Origin of the sequence: Burkholderia sp. 567 (assembly GCF_040545115.1) — a bacterium.
Lineage (GTDB): Bacteria > Pseudomonadota > Gammaproteobacteria > Burkholderiales > Burkholderiaceae > Burkholderia > Burkholderia ambifaria.
On sequence record NZ_JBEPLG010000001.1, the window covers coordinates 1075198 to 1097734 of the forward strand.

General features: G+C 67.5%; 23 protein-coding genes and 1 tRNA gene. 17 read left to right on the forward strand and 7 right to left on the reverse strand.

Features of this window, described 5'->3' with window-relative positions:
* Window positions 1–48: 48 nt before the first annotated feature.
* The 11 genes from ABIC50_RS04975 to ABIC50_RS05025 all read left to right on the forward strand — a co-directional run bounded on the left by ABIC50_RS04975 (window position 49) and on the right by ABIC50_RS05025 (window position 9520).
* Window positions 49–1683 carry a GspE/PulE family protein gene (locus ABIC50_RS04975; RefSeq protein ID WP_354161994.1) on the forward strand — a complete coding sequence of 545 codons (1635 nt, stop codon included), beginning with the start codon at window positions 49–51 and terminating at the stop codon, window positions 1681–1683.
* Window positions 1664–2431, forward strand: a complete 768-nt coding sequence (locus ABIC50_RS04980; RefSeq protein WP_354161997.1) for a hypothetical protein — start codon at window positions 1664–1666, stop codon at window positions 2429–2431. Before ABIC50_RS04975 ends, ABIC50_RS04980 begins: the two co-directional genes overlap by 20 nt.
* Window positions 2428–2958 carry a hypothetical protein gene (locus ABIC50_RS04985; RefSeq protein ID WP_011656738.1) on the forward strand — a complete coding sequence of 177 codons (531 nt, stop codon included), beginning with the start codon at window positions 2428–2430 and terminating at the stop codon, window positions 2956–2958. Before ABIC50_RS04980 ends, ABIC50_RS04985 begins: the two co-directional genes overlap by 4 nt.
* The gene (locus ABIC50_RS04990; RefSeq protein WP_126227775.1) at window positions 2955–3509 is read left to right on the forward strand and encodes a hypothetical protein; all 555 of its coding nucleotides are present in this window, start codon (window positions 2955–2957) and stop codon (window positions 3507–3509) included. Before ABIC50_RS04985 ends, ABIC50_RS04990 begins: the two co-directional genes overlap by 4 nt.
* Complete coding sequence (locus ABIC50_RS04995) at window positions 3506–3985, forward strand: hypothetical protein (protein WP_354162000.1); 480 nt, start codon at window positions 3506–3508, stop codon at window positions 3983–3985. Before ABIC50_RS04990 ends, ABIC50_RS04995 begins: the two co-directional genes overlap by 4 nt.
* Before the next feature lie 31 nt (window positions 3986–4016).
* Complete coding sequence (locus tag ABIC50_RS05000; RefSeq protein WP_354162004.1) at window positions 4017–6458, forward strand: secretin GspD/PilQ domain-containing protein; 2442 nt, start codon at window positions 4017–4019, stop codon at window positions 6456–6458.
* Window positions 6455–6937, forward strand: coding sequence for a type II secretion system protein (locus tag ABIC50_RS05005; RefSeq protein ID WP_175675312.1), 483 nt, complete (start codon window positions 6455–6457; stop codon window positions 6935–6937). Before ABIC50_RS05000 ends, ABIC50_RS05005 begins: the two co-directional genes overlap by 4 nt.
* Window positions 6912–7307 (forward strand): type II secretion system protein, encoded by a 396-nt coding sequence (locus ABIC50_RS05010; protein ID WP_011656743.1) that lies wholly within the window; start codon window positions 6912–6914, stop codon window positions 7305–7307. Before ABIC50_RS05005 ends, ABIC50_RS05010 begins: the two co-directional genes overlap by 26 nt.
* A complete protein-coding gene (locus tag ABIC50_RS05015) occupies window positions 7294–7833 on the forward strand; it encodes a type II secretion system protein (protein ID WP_354162007.1) in 540 nt (179 codons plus the stop codon). Before ABIC50_RS05010 ends, ABIC50_RS05015 begins: the two co-directional genes overlap by 14 nt.
* 13 nt (window positions 7834–7846) lie before the next feature.
* On the forward strand, window positions 7847–8530 hold the full coding sequence (locus ABIC50_RS05020; RefSeq protein WP_011656745.1) for a response regulator transcription factor: 684 nt from the start codon (window positions 7847–7849) through the stop codon (window positions 8528–8530).
* Window positions 8531–8968: 438 nt separating this feature from the next.
* Window positions 8969–9520, forward strand: a complete 552-nt coding sequence (locus ABIC50_RS05025; RefSeq protein WP_126227780.1) for a cytochrome b — start codon at window positions 8969–8971, stop codon at window positions 9518–9520.
* A gap of 205 nt (window positions 9521–9725) precedes the next feature.
* Here ABIC50_RS05025 and ABIC50_RS05030 read toward each other — a convergent pair.
* Window positions 9726–9812 (reverse strand) — tRNA-Leu (locus ABIC50_RS05030).
* A 250-nt stretch (window positions 9813–10062) separates the two neighbouring features.
* Between ABIC50_RS05030 and rnr the strand changes: the two genes are divergently transcribed.
* The 6 genes from rnr to ABIC50_RS05060 all read left to right on the forward strand — a co-directional run bounded on the left by rnr (window position 10063) and on the right by ABIC50_RS05060 (window position 17291).
* Window positions 10063–12516, forward strand: coding sequence for a ribonuclease R (gene rnr / locus ABIC50_RS05035; protein ID WP_105834305.1), 2454 nt, complete (start codon window positions 10063–10065; stop codon window positions 12514–12516).
* A 151-nt stretch (window positions 12517–12667) separates the two neighbouring features.
* Window positions 12668–13411 (forward strand): 23S rRNA (guanosine(2251)-2'-O)-methyltransferase RlmB, encoded by a 744-nt coding sequence (gene rlmB / locus ABIC50_RS05040; protein ID WP_011656749.1) that lies wholly within the window; start codon window positions 12668–12670, stop codon window positions 13409–13411.
* Between the two features lie 126 nt (window positions 13412–13537).
* On the forward strand, window positions 13538–14407 hold the full coding sequence (locus tag ABIC50_RS05045; protein WP_354162010.1) for an N-acetylmuramoyl-L-alanine amidase: 870 nt from the start codon (window positions 13538–13540) through the stop codon (window positions 14405–14407).
* 103 nt (window positions 14408–14510) lie between these two features.
* Entirely contained in the window at window positions 14511–15203 is a 693-nt protein-coding gene (rpiA, locus tag ABIC50_RS05050; RefSeq protein ID WP_175675318.1) for a ribose-5-phosphate isomerase RpiA, read from the forward strand.
* A 283-nt stretch (window positions 15204–15486) separates the two neighbouring features.
* Window positions 15487–16203 carry a FadR/GntR family transcriptional regulator gene (locus ABIC50_RS05055; protein WP_006751033.1) on the forward strand — a complete coding sequence of 239 codons (717 nt, stop codon included), beginning with the start codon at window positions 15487–15489 and terminating at the stop codon, window positions 16201–16203.
* A gap of 101 nt (window positions 16204–16304) precedes the next feature.
* A complete protein-coding gene (locus ABIC50_RS05060) occupies window positions 16305–17291 on the forward strand; it encodes a Gfo/Idh/MocA family protein (RefSeq protein ID WP_354162013.1) in 987 nt (328 codons plus the stop codon).
* Between the two features lie 55 nt (window positions 17292–17346).
* On the opposite strand, the gene ABIC50_RS05065 is transcribed toward ABIC50_RS05060, so the two are convergent.
* The 6 genes from ABIC50_RS05065 to ABIC50_RS05090 form a co-directional block, all read right to left on the reverse strand.
* Window positions 17347–18039 (reverse strand): amino acid ABC transporter permease, encoded by a 693-nt coding sequence (locus tag ABIC50_RS05065; RefSeq protein ID WP_006758016.1) that lies wholly within the window; start codon window positions 18037–18039, stop codon window positions 17347–17349.
* Between the two features lie 122 nt (window positions 18040–18161).
* Entirely contained in the window at window positions 18162–18956 is a 795-nt protein-coding gene (locus ABIC50_RS05070) for a cystine ABC transporter substrate-binding protein (RefSeq protein WP_012363787.1), read from the reverse strand.
* 103 nt (window positions 18957–19059) lie between these two features.
* Window positions 19060–20097, reverse strand: coding sequence for a quinone-dependent dihydroorotate dehydrogenase (locus tag ABIC50_RS05075; protein ID WP_006751029.1), 1038 nt, complete (start codon window positions 20095–20097; stop codon window positions 19060–19062).
* A gap of 178 nt (window positions 20098–20275) precedes the next feature.
* On the reverse strand, window positions 20276–21106 hold the full coding sequence (locus tag ABIC50_RS05080; protein ID WP_175745486.1) for an arginyltransferase: 831 nt from the start codon (window positions 21104–21106) through the stop codon (window positions 20276–20278).
* 33 nt (window positions 21107–21139) lie between these two features.
* A complete protein-coding gene (gene aat / locus ABIC50_RS05085; protein ID WP_006751027.1) occupies window positions 21140–21904 on the reverse strand; it encodes a leucyl/phenylalanyl-tRNA--protein transferase in 765 nt (254 codons plus the stop codon).
* 11 nt (window positions 21905–21915) lie between these two features.
* Complete coding sequence (locus tag ABIC50_RS05090; RefSeq protein ID WP_006751026.1) at window positions 21916–22461, reverse strand: NUDIX hydrolase; 546 nt, start codon at window positions 22459–22461, stop codon at window positions 21916–21918.
* Between the last annotated feature and the right edge of the window lie 76 nt (window positions 22462–22537).

The window sequence follows — 22537 nt, forward strand, 5'->3', positions numbered from 1 at the left end:
GCACTGTCAACGCGTTCGCGATCCCGCTGTTCAACAGGAGAAAACTCAATGAAAACGGAACACATCGTTCAACGCTGGCAGTCGGAATCCCAAGCATCGGGCGTTGGCTTCGCGCAATACGTGGATGGCCTGCTGGGCGCCGATCCGACGCGGCTCGCACAAGCGGCCGCCTGCCTTGGCATCGGCGCAGTCGACGCCGATACGCTGCGCGCGGCGCCGACGCGCTTCGACCTGCTGCCGCTGCATGACGCGCTGACCTGGCGCGTGCTGCCGGTCGAGCTCGACGGCGCGCCGTGCGTCGTCGTCGCCGATCCGTTCGCCCGCCACGTGCGCGACGAGCTGCTTGCGCGGTTCGGCGCGCGGCCGGTCCAACTGGCCATGAGTGTGCCGGGCGAAGTCGAGCGGCTGCTCGGCGACATCGAGTCGAGCGAGCGGCTGATGGACGACGTGACGATCGATACGCAGGGCGATTCGCTCGCACAGGCGATCGAGTCGATCTCGCTTGCGAGCATCGCGAAGGACGAGAGCCCGATCATCAGGCTCGTCAACACGACGCTCTACGACGCGCTGCAGAGCCGCGCCAGCGATATTCATCTCGAAGCGGTGCCGGACGGTCTGTCGATCCGTTACCGGATCGACGGCGTGCTGCAGTCGATCCGCCACATTCCCGGGCTCGAGGCGGCCGCGCAGACGCTGTCGCGCCTGAAGGTGCTCGCCGCGCTCGACATCGCGGAGAAGCGCGTGCCGCAGGACGGCCGTTTCAAGGTCGTGATGCAGGGCCGCGAGATCGATTTCCGCGTGTCGATCATTCCCGGCACCTATGGCGAAAACGCGGTGATGCGCGTGCTCGACAAGTCGCAGCGCGGCGACAGCGTGAGCCTCGACGTGCTCGGCTTCGACGCGCAGACGGCGCGGCGCGTGCGTGCGCTCGCGCACCGGCCTTACGGTCTGATGCTCGTGACGGGGCCGACCGGCAGCGGCAAGTCGACGACGCTGTACGCGGTGCTGTCGGAAGTCAACACGGGCGACGACAAGATCATCACGATCGAGGACCCGGTCGAATACGAGCTGAAGGGCGTGCTGCAGATCCCGGTGAACGAACGCAAGGGCCTCACGTTCGCGCGCGGGCTGCGCTCGATCCTGCGGCACGACCCGGACACGGTGATGGTCGGCGAGATCCGCGACGAGGAGACCGCGTCGATCGCAGTGCAATCGGCGCTCACCGGCCACCGCGTGCTGTCGACCGTGCATGCGACCGACGGGTTCAGCGTGATCGACCGCTTCATCTACATGGGCGTCGAGCCGTCGACGTTTCTCGAAGCGCTGAACGGCGTCGTGTCGCAGCGCCTGGTGCGGCGGATCTGCGCGCGCTGCGGCGGCACGGCGGCGGACGGCGCCGACCTGAGCGGCGCGGCGCCCGACGAACTGAAGCGCGTGGTCACGCCCGGCACGGGCTGCGAGACCTGCCGCGGCACCGGCTATCACGGCCGGATCGGACTCGCGGAAGTGCTGACGCTCGATGCGGCGATGAAGGCCGCGCTGCTCGAACGCTCGATCGAGAAGCGTGCGCAGGCCCTCGCCGGCAACGCCGACTACCGGTCGATGCGCGACGCGGGGCTTGCGGCAGTTCGCGCGCGGCTGACGACGTTCCAGGAGGTGCAACGTGCGATCGCCGTGGAATAACGTCATCGCGGTGCTCGACGCCGACACGCTGCGCGTGTGGACGAACGACGGCTGGCGCGCGCGGCGCGCCGGCGAGCCGCACGTCGTCGTCGCACACGACGGCCTGCCCGCCGAAGCGCTGGCACAGGTGCTCGGCGGCCTGCCGAAAGCGCGCGTGCCGATGCGCAATCGCGTGCATGTCGTCGTCGGCCATCCGTGGACGCATGGCGTCGTGCTGCCGTGGCAGGACGGGCTGGTGTCGGACGCCGCGTGGGACGCCTATGCGCGCGCGCTGTTCGCCGCCCGCGCGCAGCGCGGCGCGCTGCGGATCCGTATCGAAGCCGGGCCGCGCGGTCGCGCGCGCCTGGCGGTGGCGGCCTGCGATACGTTGCTCGCGGCGCTCGCGGCAGTCACGCGCGCGGCCGGCTGGCGGCTCGTCAGCGTGCGCGACGCGTTGTCGGCGTCGCTCGACGCGCATGCCGGCCGCCTGAGCGGCGGCGACTGCCGCTACGCGCTGCTGCAGCCGCGCGTCGTGACGTGCGTGTTTCGCCGCGCGGGCGAGTGGGCCGACGTGGTCACGCTGCCGCGCGCGGGCGGCCGGCGGCTCGACGACTGGTTCGCTGCCGCGGCGTTGATGGCCGGGCAGCCGCTGGCCGGCGCGGCCTTCGCGAGTGCGCTCGACGGGGCGCTGCCGGTGGAGGACGGCGTGACGCTGCTCGACGGCGGCCCGGATCACGTGCCCGTGCGCCAGCCCGGAGCGCCGGCATGAAGCGTCTTGACGAACTGGATTTCGCGGCGCCGCGCGTGCGCGCCACGCCGTGGGCGGCCGTCGCGCTGTGTTGCGCATTGCTGACCGGCGCGTTCGCCGCGAGCGAGTGGTCGCGCGTCGATCAGTTGCGCGACGAGGTCGACGGCATCGAAAGCCGGATCGACGAGCGCCAACGCGCGATCGAGCGCGAGCGGCGCCGGCAGAAGACGATGACGCCGGAGCAGCGCCGCATCGAGCGCGTGCTCGCCGAGCAGCGGATGAGCGAGAAAGGCTCGGGGCTGTCGGTGGTCGACTGGATCGAGCAGGCGTGGACGCCGCAGATCGCGCTGAAGTCGCTGACGGTCGACAAGGCCGGCCGTGAGGCGCGCATCGAAGGCGGCGCGGCGGAGCTGTCGCACATCTACATCTTCGTCGACCGACTGAACGATCGTCACCCGGACCGCAAGATCGGCCTGCTGCAGCACCGCACGAAAGCGGAGGACGGCAAGGACATCTTTCATTTCAGCCTGAGCATCGAACACCCATGACGAACCTGAAAGCAATCGACATGACGGCGCTTGCCGCGCGGCTGCGCTGGGGCGCCTATGCGGCGGCCCGCAAGCTCGGCGCAGCGGGGCTGCTGGCGGCCGGGCTGGTCGTGGCGCTGGTCGGCGCGCACGCGCTCTACCTGCAACCGGACAGCGAGCGTCTCGAGGCCGAGCACGACGCGCGCGCGAAGGAACTGGCCGCGTTGCCGCAGGTGGCCCGCAAGGCTGGCGCCGACGGCTTGACGCTGCAGCAGGTCCAGCAATTACGCAGCAGCGAGCAGGCTTACTCGATTTTCCAGATCCTGTCGCAGCACGGCATGGATCGCAAGCACGCGACCTATCGCCGCGAAGTCGAAGTGAAGGGCAAGCTGCGCCGGCTCACGATCAGCATCGCGATGAGCGGCAGCTATGTCGGGCTGCGCGAAGCCATGCGCGAGATCGCGAGCCAGCCGATGGTGCGCATCGAAGGCGTGTCGATCGAACGCGACCGGATCGACAGCGCCAGCGTGAGCGCCGACCTGCGGGTCAGCCTGCTGGGGCCGGACACATGATGCGCGCCCGCCTGATCCCGTTCGCGGCCGCGCTCGCACTGGCCGCCGCTTGCGTCGCGGCCGGCAGCGTCGCGCGGGAAGGCGCCGGCCACGCGCCGATCGTCGACGTCTTTCCGGCGCAGAACTGGGCGTCGCTCGGTGCGGAGCCGGCGAGCGACAGCCCGCCGCCGCCTGTCGCGGAGCCCGAACCCGAACCGCCGGCGCTCGACGAGCCGATCGACGCGCAGCCGGTCGCGGAGCCCCCATTCGCCATTGCCGGCGAATGGCGCGAGAACGACCAGCGCATCGTCGTGCTGGAAGGCGCGGGCAGGACGTTCCTGCTGTGCGCATCGCGCTGCGGCGTGCGAGATGCCGTGCTGCCGGGCGGCGAGATCGCCGAAGGATACCGGCTGAAGAAACTGGGCGAACAGGGCGCGGTGACCGTGACCCGGGACAGCACCGATATCGAGCTGTCGCCGCTCGTCCCGACCCGATGAACCCCGAATTCAATTTAGGCCGAACACCATCATGAAACGTAAAGTCAGTCTGTTGCTCCTGATCTCGGCGCTCGCGCTGACAGGATGCGCGAGTTCCCCGTTCAACGCCGCGCCCGACGCCGCCGCGACGCCCGCCGAACGACTCGGCACGCTGCAGCAGCAGCGTGAGGCCGCGCCGGATGACATCGCGCTCACGACCGCCGTCGAATTCAGCCGGCACGATTACGTGCGCGCGGAGCTGAAGGAAGCCGACCGCCAGGTCGCGCAGGGCAACCATGCGGCCGCGATCGATCACCTGGACAACGTGCTGGACGAGGACCCGGGCAACCTCAAGGCCAGCCAGGCGCTCGAGCAGGTCAAGCGCCGCCAGCAGATGGCGGTCGACCTCGCGCGCGCGCAGCGCATCGGCGGCGAACAGCCGCAGGAGGCGCTCGAGATCGCGCGGCGCATTCTCGCCGAGCAGCCCAACCACGCGGACGCGAAGCGCCTGCGCGACAGGCTGCTGCGTCAGTCGCAGGCCAGCCGCGCGGTGCGGCCGCAGTTGTCCGACGCGCTGCGCAAGCCGGTGTCGCTCAACTTCAAGCAGCAGCCGCTCGCGAACATCTTCGACGTGATCTCGCGCGTGTCCGGCGTGAACTTCGTGTTCGACCGCGACGTCGACACCAGCCAGGCCGCGACGCTGTTCGCGGAACGCACGACCGCCGAGGATGCGATCAACCTGTTGCTGCGCACCAACCAGCTCGAGAAGAAGGTGCTCGACCGGCACACGCTGCTCGTCTATCCGTCGCAGCCCGAAAAGGCCCGCAACTACACGGAGTTCGCGATCCGTACGTTCTTCCTGTCGCATGCGGACGCGAAGTCGGTGATGGCCGCGCTGCGCCAGATGATCAAGCCGAAGGACGTCTACGTGGACGAGCGGGTGAACGCGGTCGTCATGCGCGACACGCCGGAGACGATCCAGGTCGCGGAGCGCGTCGTGATGGGCCTCGACATTCCTCAATCCGAGGTGACGCTCGACGTGCAGGTGCTCGAGGTCAACATGAACGACAGCCTCGATCTCGGCGTCCAGTATCCGGGCAAGATCCAGTTCAACGCGCTCGGCGGCGTGGAGGGCGGCGCGCTGACGCTCGGCGACCTGCTGCGCCTGAATCGCGACCGCGTCGGCGTATCGAGCGAATCGGGCGGGCTCGCGCTCGCGATCGACCTGCTGCAGAAACAAGGCAAGACCAAGACGCTCGCGAATCCGAAGATCCGCGTGCGCAACATGGAGAAGGCCAACATCAAGATCGGCGAGCGCGTGCCGATCGTCACCACGACCAACGCGAACGGCGTCGTGACCGAATCGGTCAGCTACCAGGACGTCGGGCTGATGCTGAAGGTCGAGCCGCGCATCAGCCTGAACGAGGAGGTGAGCGTCAAGGTGAACATGGAGGTCAGCAGCATCCTGACGAAGGAAACCACGAAGACCGGGCTTGTCGCCTATTCGCTCGGCACGCGCAATGCGGAGACGCTGATGACCGCGAAGAACGGCGAAACGCAGATCCTTGCCGGCCTCGTCAAGCGTAACGAAAGCGACAGCGTGGCGGGGCTGCCGGGCGTATCGGGCTTGCCGGTGCTCGGCAGGCTGTTCGGTTCGAACGGCCGCAGCAACGAGCGCTCGGAGATCGTGCTGCTCATCACGCCGCATATCGAGCGCAATCTCGACCTGCCGATGTCGGCGGTGACGACCTTCCTGTCGGGCACCGAGTCGCGCGTGACCACCGAAGCGCTGACGCTCGAGTCCGCGCAGGCCGTGCCGGCGCGCCGGCCGTCGTGGGACGGCCCGGATCTGGACGCGCCGATCGAGCCGGCGACGCCGGTGGGCCAGCGCGAGGCCGCGGAGCCTGAAACGGCCGAGGCGGCCAAGGCGGAGCCGCAAGCGGGCGTGGCGGCCGGGCAGGATGAGGCGGCGGCCCCGATGGTCGAGCGCGACAAGCGCGGCGCGGGGATGATGCGTACGCGTTCGGATGCCGGGCCGCAGCCGGCCCGGGCAGTCAAGACCGCAGAGGCCGCGGCAGCGGGCACCGTCGCGTCGGCGAACCGCCGTGCGGCGCCGCCGCGAGGGGCGGTGACGCGGGCAGTCGCTTCCGCGGCGAAGGCGACCGAGTTGCGTGCGGCCATCGCCGCCGCGCGAATCGAGCTGGATCGCGCGGGCGACGTCGACGCGGCGCCGCGCCTGGCTCGACCGGGCGCGATCGTGCGCGCGGCGGCGCCGCTGACGGCGGCCGAGGCGACGGCGGCACGCGCGCCGGCCACCGCTTCGCAGGCCGTCGCTCCGCAGGCACGCGGTGAACGCGGCATCGTCGCCGCCGTCCGCTCGCTGATCGGCACGCTGCAGGCGTTCGTCGATCACGTCGTGGGCGAACGCGAACCGGCGCTGCCGCTGTATGCCGACGCGCCGATGCTGCTGTCGCGCGCGCGGGGCTTCGCGTGAACGGGCGTCGACGCGCACGCGGCTTCACGCTGATCGAGCTGATGGTGGCGATGTCGCTGCTCGCGTTGCTCGCGACCGTCGCGCTGCCGTTGACCGATCTCGTCAAACGGCGCTCGGACGAGGCCGAGTTGCGCCGCGTGCTGGTGGTGATCCGCTCGGCGCTCGACGCGTACAAGGCGGCGGCGGATGACGGGCGGATCGAGCGCAGCGTCGACGCGAGCGGCTATCCGCCCGACCTGCGCGCGCTCGTCGACGGCGTCGAGGACAAGAAGTCGCCCGACGGCGCGCGGCTGTATTTCCTGCGCAAGCTTCCGGCCGATCCGATGTGCGAATGCGACGGCAAGGTGCCGGAAGACACCTGGGAAACGCGCAGCTACGCGAGCGACCCCGATTCGTTCTCGTCCGGCGAGGACGTGTTCGACATCCGCTCGACCAACCGCAAGGAGGGCCTCAATGGCGTCCCGTACAACCAGTGGTAGACGCGCGCGCCGCGCGGCCGGCTTCACGCTGATCGAGCTGCTCGTGGTGATGGCGATCATCGCGGCGCTCACCGCGTTCGTCGCCCCCGGCTACCTGAAGCAGAGCGATCGCGCGAAGGAAACGGTGCTGCGTCACAACCTGAACACGCTACGCCAGTCGATCGACGATTACCGGGCGGATCACGGCCGCGATCCCGACACGCTCGATGCGCTGGTCGAGAAGCGCTATCTGCGCGAGCTGCCGCTCGACCCGCTCACGGGCAAGCGCGGGTCGTGGCAACCGCAGGCCGGCGAGACGGGCGGCATCGCCGACGTGAAGAGCGGCGCGAAAGGGCGCGCACTCGACGGGAGCACCTATGCGACGTGGTAATCGGCGGCGCGCCGGGCTGCGGCGGCGGCGGCGCGGACAGCGCGGCATTGCGTATCTCGGCGTGCTGCTGCTCGTCGCGGCGGTGGGGCTCGGCATGACGCAGGCGGCGCGGATCTGGACGACGGTGCAGCAGCGCGACCGGGAGGCACAGTTGCTGTTCGTCGGCGACCAGTTTCGTGCGGCGATCGCCAGCTACTACAATGCGGCGGGAGGCAGCCGCTATCCGGCATCGCTCGACGCACTGCTCGAGGATCGCCGCGGGCTGCCGACGCTGCGTCACCTGCGGCGGCTGTACGCCGATCCGCTGACCGGTTCGACGCAGTGGGGGCTCGTGAAGGCGCCTGACGGCGGCATCATGGGCGTATTCAGCGAGGCGCCGGGGCAGCCGCTCAAGCGTCATGGTTTCCCCGCGCGGTACGACGCGTTCGGCGACAGTGACGCGTACGGCGAATGGGCGTTTGTTTACCTGCCACCCCCTCCGGTCGACGGAGCGGCGAACGAGCCCGGGAACGGGGCGGCATACTGAGATCAGGGCGAACATGATCGTTGCAATACTTGAAGACATCGTGACCCAGGCCGGCGTCGTGGCCGGCTGGCTCGACAAGGCCGGCTACGACACGCAGGTGCGGCACGACGGCGACAGCTTCATCGAACTGGTGCGCACGCAGCGCGTCGACGTGCTGCTGCTCGACTGGGACGTACCCGGCAAGTCGGGGATCGAGGTGATGCGCTGGGCGCGCGAATCGTTCGCCGATGCGCTGCCGATCATCATGATGACGCAGCACGACGGCGAGAACGACATCGTGTTCGGTCTCAACAGCGGTGCCGACGACTATCTGATCAAACCGCTGCGCGAGCGCGAGCTGGTCGCGCGCGTGAATGCGCAGGCGCGCAAGTACTACCCGGAGACGCAGCGCGCGAAGGTCGTCGAGGTCGGCAAGTTCGCGCTCGACGTGAGCGCGCATGCCGCGACCGTGGACGGCGCGCCGGTCGAATTGTCGCAGCGCGAGTTCGATCTCGCGCTGATGCTGTTCGAGAGCGTCGGGCGGATCGTGTCGAAGGACATGATGATCAAGCGCATTTGGGGGGCGGTCGACCGGAAGTACGACGCGACGCTCGCGACTTATGTGAGCAAGTTGCGTTCGAGCCTCGGGTTGCGGCCGAAGAACGGGCTCGTGATCACCACGGTCTACAACTACGGGTACCGACTGGAGCGGACCTGATCAGTCGACCGGATGGCGGCGCGCCGGCGCGATCGCCATCCGGATTGCAACCGGCGCTGCGGCGTCGGTGCGCGCGTCGAGTCCGCTCCGACTTCGCCCCCACACGGTCACGTGCGCGTCCCGCGCGTCCGTCATTCCCTGCTGAACTTCGCCGCCCGGCGAACCCGCCCCGCGCATCGCGCGAATTCTCGATCAACTTGATGCGCAGCCCGTACGGCGAAGCGCAGCCGGCGCCGCTGTCGATCCTGCAGCTCGGCGAGACTGAGCTGTGCGCGACGCACGTACTGACGCCGCATGACGACGATGCGGCGCACGTCCGGGCGCCCGGCCGGATATTTGGAAATCCTTGATATTGATTATCAACACGGGAAGCCACTTCGATAATTGCATCCATCTGGCCATGGCAACACGCAATTGGCAATCAATAAAGGATCAATCATGCATGTGGTTTCTCAAACAAGTTCGCCGGGAACATCGGCGAGCGACGGTCGCTACGACCGATTTTCCCGCGCACTGCACTGGATCTTCGCGGTCGTGATTCTGTACACCATGGCGGCCGGATTCTCGCTGCACTTCATCACCCAACCGGAGATCTGGCGTTTCGTGTCGACGCTCAACATGTCGCTCGCGAGCTGCCTGATCGTGCTGTTTCCGCTGCGCTACGTGTGGTCGTTCTTCCGCCGGACGCCGCCTGACGTCGACTCGATTCCCCGGCAACAGCGATCGATTGCGCATCTGGTGCACTCGCTGATTTACGGCCTCGTCGCCTTCGTGCTGTTCAGCGGTTTCGTGATGGTGCCGGATGGCTACTGGCTGTTCGGGGTGTTTTACGTGAAGACGCCGTTCAGCGCGGGGCCGGTCACCGAGCACTGGTTCGTACTCCATCGGATCGGCTGCTATGCGCTGGCTATCATGGTGGCGGCACACGCGGGCGCGGCGCTCAAGCACCAGTTCGTGTCGAAGAACGGCGTGCTGAAGCGCATGCTTTGACGAAGCTGGTCTCGCGGGAGAGGGCGTCGAGCGTGAGCGGCTTGCCCGGGTCCGTGAGCAGCCAGTGGGCTCCCGACTGCGCCAACATCGCGCCCCGCTTGAAGACGCTCTGCTGATAGTGGGGCCGGATCGCCCCACATCCTCGTGCTTCCCGGCGCCGAAAATGAAAAAAGGCCGGCTAGAAGCCGACCTTTTCAAAAACAGATGGTGCCCAGGAGAGGACTCGAACCTCCACGATGTTGCCACCGCTAGGACCTGAACCTAGTGCGTCTACCAATTCCGCCACCTGGGCACGTTTTGCAGTAGTTGCCTGCTGCAAAGAAGCGAAATTATAGCGCCCCAATTATCCGTGTCAACACATTTTTGCGATGCGCCGCGAACCGGCCGCCGTGGCGCCCGCACGCGGCATTCGCGGTTATTTGGCGCCACTGTCGGATGATAGAATGACCCGCCGCCGTCACTATAGAACTGTCTGACGGACACTTCTATGTTGATGCCGTGCACCATCAGTCAACGCAACGAGAACAATCATCGACAAACCCTTGAGCAAATATCCGTACCCCATTCCGAGCCGTGAAGAAATTCTCGGCGTGCTGCGTACGAGCGACGCGCCGCTGGCCGCCAACGACATCGCCGAAGCGCTGTCGATCAAGCGCCAGGAACGCGAGGGGTTCTTCCGGCGTGTCGCCGCAATGGAACGCGACGGCCAGATCCGCCTCGACAAGCGCGGCCACTACCAGCTCACTCATCCGTCGAACTTCGTTGCCGGTCGCGTGCAAGGGCATCGCGACGGCTACGGCTTCGTGATCCGCGACGACGGCCAGGACGACCTGTTCCTGCCGAACGGCGAGATGCAGAAGGTGATGCACAACGACCGCGTGCTCGCGCGGATCGTCGGCTACGATCGCCGCGGCCGGCCGGAAGGCCATGTCGTCGAGGTCACCGAGCGCGCGAACAAGCGCGTGATCGGCCGCCTGCTCAACGAGAACGGCGCGCTGATCGTCGCCCCCGAAGACAAGCGCATCGGCCACGACATCCTGATCACGCAGAACGTGAAGAAGGCGAAGGTCGGGCAGGTCGTCGTCGTCGAACTGACCGACTTCCCGAGCCGCCATTCGCAACCGCTCGGCCGCGTCGTCGAAGTGCTCGGCGACATCGACGATCCGGGCATGGAAATCGAGATCGCCGTGCGCAAGTACGGCGTGCCGCACGAATTCGGCCAGCGGGCGCTCGACGATGCGGCCGCGCTGCCGGACGCGGTACGTCCGGCCGACCTGCGCTTCCGCGTCGATTTGCGCGACGTGCCGCTCGTGACGATCGACGGCGAGGACGCCCGCGACTTCGACGATGCCGTCTACTGCGAGCCGACCAAGGTCGGTCGCGGCGACGGCTACCGCCTGATCGTCGCGATCGCCGACGTGTCGCACTACGTGCAGCCGGGCAGCGGCCTCGACGCCGACGCGCTGGAGCGCAGCACGTCGGTCTACTTCCCGCGCCGCGTGATCCCGATGCTGCCGGAGAAGCTGTCGAACGGGCTGTGCTCGCTGAATCCGCAGGTCGACCGCTGCGTGCTCGTGTGCGACATGGTGATTACCGCGCGCGGCGAGATCAAGGCGTACCAGTTCTATCCGGCGGTCATCCATTCGGCCGCGCGCCTGACGTACACCGAAGTCGCGGCCGTGCTGTCGAACACGAAGGGGCCGGAGGCCGCGCGCCGCGCGGACCTGCTGCCGCACCTGCAGGACCTGTACGGCGTCTACAAGTCGCTGTTCGCCGCACGCCAGAAGCGCGGCGCGATCGATTTCGACACGACCGAGACGTACATCGTCTGCAACTCGCAGGGCAAGATCGAACAGATCGTGCCGCGTCAGCGCAACGATGCGCACAAGCTGATCGAGGAATGCATGCTGGCCGCGAACGTCTGCGCGGCCGACTTCCTGAAGCGCAACAAGCATGCGGGCCTGTACCGCGTGCACGCGGGGCCCACGCCGGAAAAGCTCGAGAACCTGCGCGCGTTCCTGCGCGGCATGGGCCTGTCGCTCGGCGGCGGCGAGAAGCCGCATGCGAGCGACTATGCGGCGCTGATGGCGCAGATTCGCGACCGGCCCGACGCGCAGATGCTGCAGCCGATGCTGCTGCGCTCGATGCAGCAGGCCGTCTACAGCCCGGACAACATCGGCCACTTCGGTCTCGCGTATGAGGCGTACGCGCACTTCACGAGCCCGATCCGCCGCTATCCCGACCTGCTCACGCACCGCGCGATCTACGCGATCCTGTCGGGCAAGAAGTACACGCCGAAGGCGCCGGACGGCTTCGAGCTGAACACCGCGCTGTCGCCGCGCGCCCGCGCGATGCAGCAGGCCGACGACGAAGCGCGCGGCCGGTCGCGCGTGAACACCGCGATCTGGGAAGAGCTCGGCCTGCATTGCTCGGCGAACGAGCGGCGTGCCGACGAAGCGTCGCGCGACGTCGAGGCCTGGCTCAAGTGCTACTTCATGCGCGACAAGCTCGGCGAGGAATACGGCGGGATGGTGAACGGCGTCACGTCGTTCGGCATCTTCGTGCAGCTCGACACGCTGTTCATCGAAGGGCTCGTGCACGTTACGGAACTCGGCTCGGACTACTTCCAGTACGACGAGATCAAGAACGAGCTGCGCGGCGAGCGCACGGGCATCCGTTATCGCCTGTCGGATCGCGTGCGCGTGCAGGTGAGCCGTGTCGATCTCGATGCGCGCAAGATCGACTTCCGCCTGGTGCGCGACACGCCGGTGAAGGCGCCGCGTCCCGCGCCGGCGCCGGTTGCTGTCGGCAACGGCAACGATCGCGGCGGCCCGCGTGTGCGCTCGTTGCCGCCGGCGGAGGATGCCGCGCCGCGTCGCAAGCGCACGGCCAACGCACCGACCGCCGCGGTGAACGACACGCGTGCGGCGAAGAAGAAGGGCGGCGCGCCGGCGAAGACGGCCGCGAAGAAGACACACGCCCGCAAGAAGTATTGAGCGTTCGGGGCGGCGCACGCGCACGCCCTTGCAGTATCGAGAGACGCCGCGTTCTACCGGTCACCGGCCGGCAACGCGGCGCTTTCCTTTTCCATGGATCGCGGCCGCGCACGTCGCGCGGCCGCACGTTTGATCGAAGGTTGTTCCAGTCATGTCACGTCTGAAGGTTCTTTACGGTTTTCATGCGGTGACCGCACGTTTGCGGCACGATGCATCGACGGTGGCGGAGGTGCTGTACGACCAGACGCGCCGCGACCGCCGCATGCAGGACTTCCTGCACACCGCGAAGGAAGCGGGCGTGCGGCTGATCGCGGCCGACGAAACCCGCCTGTGGGGCCTCGCGCATACCGAGCGCCATCAGGGCGTCGTCGCGCGCGTCGAGGACGTCCCGCTCGCGCAGAATCTGTCCGAGCTGCTCGACGGCATCCAGGGCCCGGCGCTTCTGCTGGTGCTCGACGGTGTCACCGATCCGCACAACCTCGGCGCATGCCTGCGGGTCGCCGATTCGGCAGGCGCGCATGCGGTGATCGCGCCGCGTGACCGCGCGGTCGGCCTGAACGCGACCGCGGCGAAGGTCGCGAGCGGCGCGGCCGACACGGTGCCGTACATCACGGTCACGAACCTCGCCCGCGCGCTGCGCGAGCTGAAGGAAGCGGGCGTATGGATCATCGGCACGTCGGACGATGCGTCGGCGACGCTGTACGACACGAAGCTCGACGGCCCCGTCGCGATCGTGATGGGCGCGGAAGGCGAAGGCATGCGCCGGCTCACGCGCGACACCTGCGACGACGTGATGAGCATCCCGATGGCCGGCAGCGTGGAGAGCCTGAACGTGTCGGTTGCAAGCGGCGTGTGCCTGTACGAAGCGGTGCGGCAGCGGCGCGTGAAGGGCTGACACCGGCTGATTCTCCGGCCGACTCACGGGCAGACGCACGCGGTCTCGCGCGATGCGCGGGCCGCCACGACCCGAACGACGCGTGCCGCGATTGTGCGCGGCACGCGGCCCCGGAACTCGCGAACCATGACCCTGATTCGCCTCGGCGCATCGTGCGCCATCCTTGGCCTGCTGGCCGCCTGCACGTCGCCGTCGCTGGTCGAACGCGGCAGCTACTACGCCGACACGGGCCTCCACGCGCGCGGCGCCGATGCGCGGATCCGCTTTCTCGTGATGCATTACACTGAAAGCGACGAAGCGAAATCGCTGCGCACGCTGACCGGCGATTCGGTCAGCGTCCACTACGTTGTGCCGCCGCGACCGCGCATCGAACACGGGATGCCGGTCGTCTATCAGCTCGTTCCTGAATCGAAGCGCGCATGGCATGCGGGCATCAGCGAATGGCAGCGCACGACCGAGCTCAATGCGGCGTCGATCGGCATCGAGAACGTGAATCGCGGCCCGCTCGATCCGCAAAACCTTACCTGGCAGCCGTATTCGCCCGAGCAGGTCGATGCGCTGATTCGCCTGTCGAAGGATATCGTCGCACGCTACGGGATTGCGCCGACGCGCGTGGTCGGACACAGCGATATCGCACCGCAACGCAAGATCGATCCCGGTCCGCTGTTCCCGTGGCATGCGCTCGCGCAAGCCGGCGTCGGCGCATGGCCGGACGAGGCGACCGTGGCCGCGCGGCTCGGCGATCGCGATCCGCATGCGCTCGTCGACGTGCGCGAATTGCAGCTGAAGCTCGCGCGCTACGGCTACGACGTGCCGACCGACGGCGTGCTCGACGCGCGCACGCGCCGCGTATTCGCCGCATTCCAGATGCACTTCCGACCATCCGACTACGCGGGCAATCCGGACGCCGAGACCGACGCGATCGCGCAGGCGCTGCTCGACAAGTATTTCCCCGCTGCGCCTGCCGACAACGTGTCCGCCGACGGCACGCCGTGACCGTCGGCTTGTCCTGGGCCGACATCCGCGCGGAAAAAGCCCGGGGCGTGTTGCGAGTCCGGTAAACTGGCGGTTTTCCGCAATCCCGCTGTATTCCCACCTCATGACTCAAGACGAACTCAAACGCCTGGTCGGCCAGGCGGCCGCCGATTATGTGATCCAGAACGTGCCGGAAGGCGCCGTGATCGGCGTCGGCACCGGCTCGACCGCCAACTGCTTCATCGACGCGCTCGCGGCCGTCAAATCGCGCTATCGCGGCGCCGTGTCGAGCTCGGTCGCGACGACCGAGCGCCTGAAATCGCACGGCATCAAGGTGTTCGACCTGAACGAGATCGAGTCGCTGCAGGTGTACGTCGATGGCGCCGACGAGATCGACGCAAGCGGTGCAATGATCAAGGGCGGCGGCGGTGCATTGACGCGCGAGAAGATCGTTGCGTCGGTGGCCGATACGTTCGTCTGCATTGCGGACGCCAGCAAGCGCGTGCCGGTGCTCGGCGCATTCCCGCTGCCGATCGAGGTCGTGCCGATGGCGCGCACGGCGATCGGCCGGCGCGTGACTGCGCTCGGCGGCGTGCCGGTGCTGCGCGTGACGAAGGACGGCGCGCCGTACATCACCGACAACGGCAACGAGATCATCGACGTGAAGGGGCTGCAGATCGCCGATCCGCGCGGTTTCGAAGCGCAGGTCAACGCGTGGCCGGGCGTCGTGACGGTCGGCCTGTTCGCCGAGCGCGGCGCGAATCTGTGCCTGCTCGGCACGCCGAACGGCGTCGAGACGATCGTTTATCCCGCTTAATCAAAACTGAATGAGAAGCAGTCCGTAATGGCGTCAACAAGCCGTAATGGATTGCATGGTTAAATCTTGTGGAAGTCCCGGCCCGGCAAGCGCAGCGCGCTTTCCGGGCTTTTTTTGAAGCCTTATAAATCACCTCTTCCAAAAGAGGGATAACCCTGTCAGGTGTTTACCAGATAGCGGAATATCCCCGAAATCATCAACTTATAGATCATAAGAACAGTCGTAACCAGGGCCGGCGGAACTGCGGAGCAGGTGTTCGCAAATCGACGCACGGGGAGGTGTCATGGAGCAGGGCAAAGACCGGTCACTGGTCGCCAAAGTGATGGATGGGCTTGTCGCGGGTATCGTCGAGGACAAGTACGGCGGCATTCTGCCGCCGCAGGACGTGCTGTCGAAAGAGTTCGACGTGAGCCGCACGGTGATGCGCGAAGCATTGTCGATGTTGCTTGCGCGCGACATGCTCGACGTGCGTCCGAAAGTCGGTACGCGCGTTCGACCGATGCGCGACTGGCGCATGATCGATGAAGACGTGGTGAGCTGGCGGTTTCGTGCGAAACCGGATCCGCAATTCATGCGCGACGTCATCGAATTCCGGATGCTGATCGAACCGCGCGCGACCGCGCAGGCGGCGGTGCGTGCAACGGCCGTCGACATCGCCGGCATTCGCGAGGCATTCGACGCGTTCAAGGTGCTGCAACCGGGCGACCCCGGCTACGACACGGCGGACGAACTGCTGCACACGCGCATCGTTCAAGCGAGCGGCAATCAGTTCTTCCAGCAGATGGCGGCGATCGTGCGCGGCGCAGTGCGGCTCGTGAATCCGCGCGTCGTGCAGAAGGATGGCGCGCACGACATCGCGGTCAAGGCGCATGCACGCGTCGTCGATGCGATCGAACGCCGCGATCCGCGCGAAGCCGAAGCGGCATCGCTCGCCCTGATCGATTTCAGCGCCGACGAGATTTCGCGCGATTTCTCCGTCGACGTGCCCGCCCGCGCCTGAATCCCACCGCGTCGCTTAGCCGTGAGCCGGTGAGCCGTTTATCATGACGGCCGGCCGGCAGCGTGTCGGCCACCGTTATACGAACGACACGGAAGATCCGGATGAACGACCTCGACAACCGCCCGGTGCGCTTCGGCATCGTCGGCGCAGGCAGCATCGCACGCCGTTTCGCGCAAAGCCTCGCTCACGTGCCGGGTGCCGCGCTCGCCGGCGTGTGGGCACGCCGCGCCGACGCGGCAGCCGCCTTCTGCGACAGCTGCGGCGGCACGCCCGCGGCCAGCCTCGATGCGCTCCTCGCGAGCGACATCGACGCGATCTACATCGCGACCCTCCACGACAGTCATGCGCAGTACGCGCAGGCGGCGCTCGCCGCCGGCAAGGCCGTGCTGTGCGAAAAGCCGGCGACGCTGAACGTGGCGCAACTCGACGCGGTGCTGGACGCGGCGCGCGCTGCCGGCCGGCTCTTCATGGAAGCGATGAAGCCGCCGTTCTTTCCGCTGTACCGGCAGTTACGTGCGCACCTGCGTGACGATCCGATCGGCGAAATCCGGCTCGTGCGCGCGGGCTGCGCGTCGTCGTCGGTGCCGGGCGATCATTCCGTCTATCGTCTCGATCGAGCCGGCGGCGCGCTGCTCGACATCGGGATCTACGAAGCATTTCTCGCGGTCGACTGGCTCGGCGCCGCACTTGATGTGCAGACGCTCGGCCGTGTCGGCGCGACGGGCGTCGACGTCTTCGCGAGCCTGAACAGCCGCCACGCGAATGGCGGCATCGCGCAGCTCTTTTGCGGGCTCGACGTGATGGGACGCGGCGACGCGCTGATCGCCGCGGCGGGCGGACACGTGACGATTCACGAGAAGTGGTGGAACCCCACGCGGGCGACGATTCGCTATGCCGACGGACGTACCGTCGAACTCGATGCTCCGTTCGACGGCGGCGGCCTGAACTACGAGACCGCGCATTTCTGCGACCTGCTGCGTGCGGGTGAACTGGAGAGCCAGATCATGACGCACGACCATTCACGACAGATGATCGCGATGACCGACGCGGCACGCGCGGCGCTCGGCGTGCGTTATTCGGGCGAGTAGACGGGAAGGAAGGGGCCGGGCGCGCATCCGCGGCCCGGCGGGTGATGCAGCGTGCTCAGTGCCGCGCGGGCAGCGACAGGCGCTTTTCGTACCAGCGCTGGACCCATTCGAGGATCTGGCACAGCACCCAGTAGACGGCAGCGGCGGCGAGGTACAGCGGCAACGGCTGATAGGTCGCCGCGATCACTTCCTGCGCGCTGCGCAGCAGCTCGGTCACGGTGATCACGGACACGAGCGATGTGTCCTTGATCAGGCTGATCAGGCTGTTCGACAGGCTCGGCACCGCGATGCGCAGCGCCTGCGGGCCGATCACGTAGCGCAGCGTCTGCCCCCACGACAGCCCGAGGCTGTAGGCGGCCAGCCATTGGCCCCGCGCGATCCCGTTGATCGCGCCGCGCATGCTTTCGGACATGTAAGCGGCGACGTTCGCGGACAGCGCGATGACGCCGGCCGGCGTCGGATCGAGCGAGATGCCGAGGCTCGGCAATCCGTAATAAATCACGAAGATCTGCACGAGCAGCGGCGTGCCGCGCATCAGGCTCACATACGCGCGCGCGAGCCACGCGAGCGCGTTGACCCAGATGCGTTCGAAGCCCTCGAGCGGTTCGCTTTGCCGGATGCCCATCATCGCGAGCATGACGGCGCCGAGCAGGCCGAACACCATCGACAGCACGGCGAACTTCACGGTCAGTACGGCACCCTGGGCGAGCACCGGCAGCGATTGGACGAGCAGGGACGTTGTCGACATGGAATACGAAGCGAGTGCGTGCGCGAAAGCGCAATCATAAACCGGACCGATAAAACAAAGGGCGGCATCGTTTCGGATGCCGCCCATTCCGGCCCGCCGTCAGGCGGGAAACAGAGGGGTGCTTACTTGATCGGCTTCGTCACGTCGATGCCGAACCACTTGTCCGAGATCTTCGTGAACGTGCCGTCGGCCTCGAGTTGCGCCATCGCGTCGTCGATCGCCTTCTGGAACTTCGGGTTGCCCTTCCTGAACGGGATGCCCGACGGATTCGCCGAGCCGACGTTCGCGCCCGGACGCAGCGGCAGTTGCGAGTTCTTCGTCAGGTACGCGAGCATCAGGCGGTCGTTCAGCGCCGCGTCGAGACGGCCCGCCGCGAGGTCGCGCAGGTACTCGGGCGCGCCCGGATACGTCTTCACGTCGATGCCGGGCACCGACTTCGCCATGTCCATGTAGTTCGTGCCGAGCGCGACGCCGAGCTTCTTGCCCTTCAGGTCTTCGAGCGACTTGAACTGGCGCGTATCGTCCTTGCGCTGGATCAGCTGCGCGGACGAGTACGTGTACGCCGGCGAGAAGTCGAGCGTTTCCTTGCGCTTGTCGGTGATGCCGACCTGGTTGGCGATCACGTCGAACTTGCCGGCCTGCAGGCCCGCGATGATGCCGCTCCATTCGGTCGTGACGAACTCGGCCTTCACGCCGAGCTTCGCGGCGACGGCCTTCGCGATGTCGACGTCGAAGCCGACCAGCTCGCCTTGGGGGTTCTTCGAGTTGAACGGCGGGAACGTGCCTTCCAGGCCGACGCGCAGCGTGCCGCGTTGCTTGACCTGGTCGAGGAGGTCGGCCGCATGCGCGGTGGCCGCGGCGAACGACGTGCCGATCAGGCCGGCGACGAGCAGCTTCTTCAGCAGCGAAATTTTCATCGTGTGAGCTTCCTTGCCCCGGCGGGGGCGCTTGAGTCTGACAATGAGGTCGATCATAGCAAAAATACAATCGATCACTAAATATCGTTTGTTTATGACTATATTACGCGGTGCGTTCGCGCGCGATGGCCTTCACGCACTCGGCCACGAGCGCCGGGCCGCGATAGATGAAGCCCGTATACAGCTGGACGAGCGATGCGCCGGCCGCGAGCTTCACGCGTGCGTCCTCGCCCGAGAAAATGCCGCCGACGCCGATGATCGGCACCGCGCTGCCGACTTCCGCATGCAGCTTGCGAATCACTTCGTTCGACGCGTCGAACACCGGGCGGCCCGACAGGCCGCCGGCTTCGTCCGCATGCGGCAGGCCCTGCACGGCCGCGCGCGACAGCGTCGTGTTCGTGGCGATCACTGCCTCGATCTTGTGGCGCAGCAGCGTGTCGCCGATTTCCTTCACCTGTTCGTCGTCGAGATCGGGGGCGATCTTCAGCGCGAGCGGCACGAGCTTGCCGTGCAGGTCGGCGAGGCGCTGCTGCTTGTCCTTCAGCGCGGCGAGCAGCGCGTCGAGTTCGCCCGCGCCCTGCAGTTGGCGCAGGTTCTTCGTGTTCGGCGACGAAATGTTGATCGTCACGTAGCTCGCGAACGGGTACACGCGCTCGAGGCAGTAGAGATAGTCTTCCGCCGCGCGCTCGATCGGCGTGTCGGCGTTCTTGCCGATGTTCAGGCCGAGGATGCCGCGATAGCGGGCCGCCTGGACGTTCTTCACGAACTGGTCGACGCCGTGGTTGTTGAAGCCCATCCGGTTGATCAGCGCGTCGGCCTGCGGCAGGCGGAACATCCGCGGGCGCGGATTGCCCGGCTGCGGGCGCGGCGTGACGGTGCCGACCTCGATGAAGCCGAAGCCGAGCGACGCGAGGCCGTCGATGGCCGCGCCGTCCTTGTCGAGGCCGGCGGCGAGGCCGACCGGGTTGCGGAACGTGAGCCCCATCACGGTGCGCGGCGCATCGGGCACGCGCGCGGATAGCGCGCAGGCGAGGCCCGTGCGGCCGGCCGCGCCGAGCGCGCGCAGCGTGAGGTGGTGAGCGTCTTCCGCATCCATCTTGAACAGGGATGCGCGGGCCAGCGGATAGAGGGAACTGAACACGGGAATTGGGCGGACGGCCGGAATGAATGACAACCCGCTATTTTACCGGGAGTTGCGCGGCGCGGGCGGGCTTCGCTTCGCGCGCCGGCGGGGGCGCGTCTCTTGCGGTGCGGCGGCGCATGCAAGGGCGGAAATGGTGCCGGCTGCAGGCGCGAATCCGCGCCGCGGAAGCGGATGGTCAACCCGACCCGGAATGTCCGCCCGGCAGCGGCGCGCGCGCCAGTGCCGCGTCGACCGGCGGCAGCTCGACACGCTCGGGATCGAGCACTTTCCAGCGGCCGTCGAGCAATCCTTCGAGCGGATGGAAGTTCGCCTTGTAGGCCATCTTCGGGCTCTCGCGGATCCAGTAGCCGAGATACACGTACGGCAGGCCGAGGCTTTTCGCCTGTTCGATCTGCCACAGAATGTTGTACGTGCCGTAGCTCGTGTGCTGGTCGTCGGGTTCGAAGAACGTGTAGACCGACGATAGCCCGTCGCCGAGGATGTCGATCATGCTGACCATGCGCAGCTTGCCCGGCTCGCCGCCCGGCGCGTCAAGGTCGCGGAATTCGACGAGGCGCGAATTGATCCGGCTCTGCAGCAGGAATTGCTCGTACTGGTCGCGGCTGTCGCGGTCCATGCCGCCGCCCGCGTGGCGCGCGGACTGGTAGCGCATGTAGAGCGCGTAGTGCTCCTCGTCGTAGTGCAGCGGCGAGACGGTCGCGACGAGCGCGCGGTGCCGCTTCCACATCCGGCGCTGCGTGCGCGACGGCGTGAACGCGCCGACCGGCACGCGCACCGGTACGCACGCGCGGCAGCCGTCGCAGTACGGGCGATAGGTGAACACGCCCGAGCGCCGGAAGCCGGCCTTCACGAGCTCGGTATAGATGTCGGAGTTGATCAGGTGGCTCGGCGTCGCGACTTGCGAGCGCGCGATGCGGCCGTCCAGATAGCTGCACGGATAGGGCGCCGTTGCATAGAATTGCAGCGCCGAAAGCGGTGAAAGCGGCAGCTCAGTCGGGTGAGTCATGGGCAGCTCTCGATGCAGGGAAGGAGTGCCGCGCTAGCGCTCGATCCCGGAGGGCGCCGCCGGTTCGGCGGGGCCCGTCAGCGCGGCGAGCACGCGCTTGTCGAACTGCCACGGAATCGGCGGTTCGGCCACCGCGCGGCGCACGTGAGCAACAAAGGCCTTGCGTGCGATCTCGCGGCCACCGAGCGACGCTAGATGCGACGTATTCTGCTGGCAGTCTATCATCTCCAGCCCCTGCTCGCGAAGGTGGGCGACCAGCGTCGCCAGCGCGATTTTCGACGCATCGGTCGCATCCGCGTACATCGACTCGCCGAAGAACATCCGTCCGAACGCTACCCCGTAGAGGCCGCCGATGCGGCGCCCGTCGTGCCAGGTCTCGATGCTGTGCGCGTTGCCGGAGCGGTAGAGCGACGTATAGGCATCGATGATCTCGGCCGTGATCCACGTGCCGCGCTGCCCGCGGCGCGGCGCCTGCGCGCACGCGCGCATCACGCCCGCAAAGTCATGGTCGACGCGCACTTCCCACGCGGGTTCGCGCAGCACGCGCCGGAGCGTCTTGCGCAGCGACGGTGACACCTTGAATTCGGCCGGGGCGAGGATCATCCGCGGGTCGGGGCTCCACCACAGCACCGGCTGGCCGTCCGAATACCACGGGAAGATGCCGCGCAGGTAGGCCTCGATCAGGCGCGACGGCAGCAGGTCGGCACTCGCGGCGAGCAGCCCCGGCGCGCCCGTCGCGGGGCCGAGCGCGCGTTCGACGGGCGGAAACGGATCGTCCGGGCCGAGCCAGGGGACCATGGGGCGCGTGCTCAGCCGTTGCGCAGCGAGCGGAAGATATCGCCGGTATGCACGCCGTAGTCGCCGGCGGCGCGATCGGCGAAGAAGAAGCGCAGGGTCTGGCTGACGGTCGGGAACGCGATTTCGTCCCACGGAATGTCGGCTTCGTCGAACAGCTTGACCTCGAGGCTTTCCTCGCCGGCCTCGTAGGCCGGATCGACGAGCCGCGCCAGGTAGAACAGGTGGACCTGATGCACGTGCGGCACGTTGAGCAGCGTGAACAGGTTCTGCACCTCGACACGCGCGCCGGCTTCCTCGAGCGTCTCGCGCGCGGCGGCCTCGGCCGTCGTCTCGCCCATTTCCATGAAGCCCGCCGGCAGCGTCCAGAACCCGTAGCGCGGTTCGATCGCGCGGCGGCACAGCAGCACCTGATCGCCCCAGACCGGCACCGTGCCGACCACGTTGCGCGGATTCTGGTAATGGATCGTGCCGCAGTGATCGCAAATGAAGCGCTCGCGGTTATCGCCCGGAGGAATGCGTGCGATGACGTCGTGACCGCAGACGGAGCAGAATTTCATGTCGAGTGGAAGGGACGAGGTGAATGCGAGTGTATCACCGGGGCGCGGCATTCTCGAACGCGAGCGCTTGCGCGCG

Coding starts and splice junctions, on each gene's coding strand:
- ABIC50_RS04975 (WP_354161994.1), top strand. CDS start 49: ATGAAAACGGAACACATCGTTCAACGCTGGCAGTCGGAATCCCAAGCA.
- ABIC50_RS04985 (WP_011656738.1), top strand. CDS start 2,428: ATGAAGCGTCTTGACGAACTGGATTTCGCGGCGCCGCGCGTGCGCGCC.
- ABIC50_RS04990 (WP_126227775.1), top strand. CDS start 2,955: ATGACGAACCTGAAAGCAATCGACATGACGGCGCTTGCCGCGCGGCTG.
- ABIC50_RS04995 (WP_354162000.1), top strand. CDS start 3,506: ATGATGCGCGCCCGCCTGATCCCGTTCGCGGCCGCGCTCGCACTGGCC.
- ABIC50_RS05000 (WP_354162004.1), top strand. CDS start 4,017: ATGAAACGTAAAGTCAGTCTGTTGCTCCTGATCTCGGCGCTCGCGCTG.
- ABIC50_RS05010 (WP_011656743.1), top strand. CDS start 6,912: ATGGCGTCCCGTACAACCAGTGGTAGACGCGCGCGCCGCGCGGCCGGC.
- ABIC50_RS05015 (WP_354162007.1), top strand. CDS start 7,294: ATGCGACGTGGTAATCGGCGGCGCGCCGGGCTGCGGCGGCGGCGGCGC.
- ABIC50_RS05020 (WP_011656745.1), top strand. CDS start 7,847: ATGATCGTTGCAATACTTGAAGACATCGTGACCCAGGCCGGCGTCGTG.
- ABIC50_RS05025 (WP_126227780.1), top strand. CDS start 8,969: ATGCATGTGGTTTCTCAAACAAGTTCGCCGGGAACATCGGCGAGCGAC.
- rlmB (WP_011656749.1), top strand. CDS start 12,668: ATGTCACGTCTGAAGGTTCTTTACGGTTTTCATGCGGTGACCGCACGT.
- ABIC50_RS05045 (WP_354162010.1), top strand. CDS start 13,538: ATGACCCTGATTCGCCTCGGCGCATCGTGCGCCATCCTTGGCCTGCTG.
- rpiA (WP_175675318.1), top strand. CDS start 14,511: ATGACTCAAGACGAACTCAAACGCCTGGTCGGCCAGGCGGCCGCCGAT.
- ABIC50_RS05055 (WP_006751033.1), top strand. CDS start 15,487: ATGGAGCAGGGCAAAGACCGGTCACTGGTCGCCAAAGTGATGGATGGG.
- ABIC50_RS05060 (WP_354162013.1), top strand. CDS start 16,305: ATGAACGACCTCGACAACCGCCCGGTGCGCTTCGGCATCGTCGGCGCA.
- ABIC50_RS05065 (WP_006758016.1), bottom strand. CDS start 18,039: ATGTCGACAACGTCCCTGCTCGTCCAATCGCTGCCGGTGCTCGCCCAG.
- ABIC50_RS05070 (WP_012363787.1), bottom strand. CDS start 18,956: ATGAAAATTTCGCTGCTGAAGAAGCTGCTCGTCGCCGGCCTGATCGGC.
- ABIC50_RS05080 (WP_175745486.1), bottom strand. CDS start 21,106: ATGACTCACCCGACTGAGCTGCCGCTTTCACCGCTTTCGGCGCTGCAA.
- aat (WP_006751027.1), bottom strand. CDS start 21,904: ATGGTCCCCTGGCTCGGCCCGGACGATCCGTTTCCGCCCGTCGAACGC.
- ABIC50_RS05090 (WP_006751026.1), bottom strand. CDS start 22,461: ATGAAATTCTGCTCCGTCTGCGGTCACGACGTCATCGCACGCATTCCT.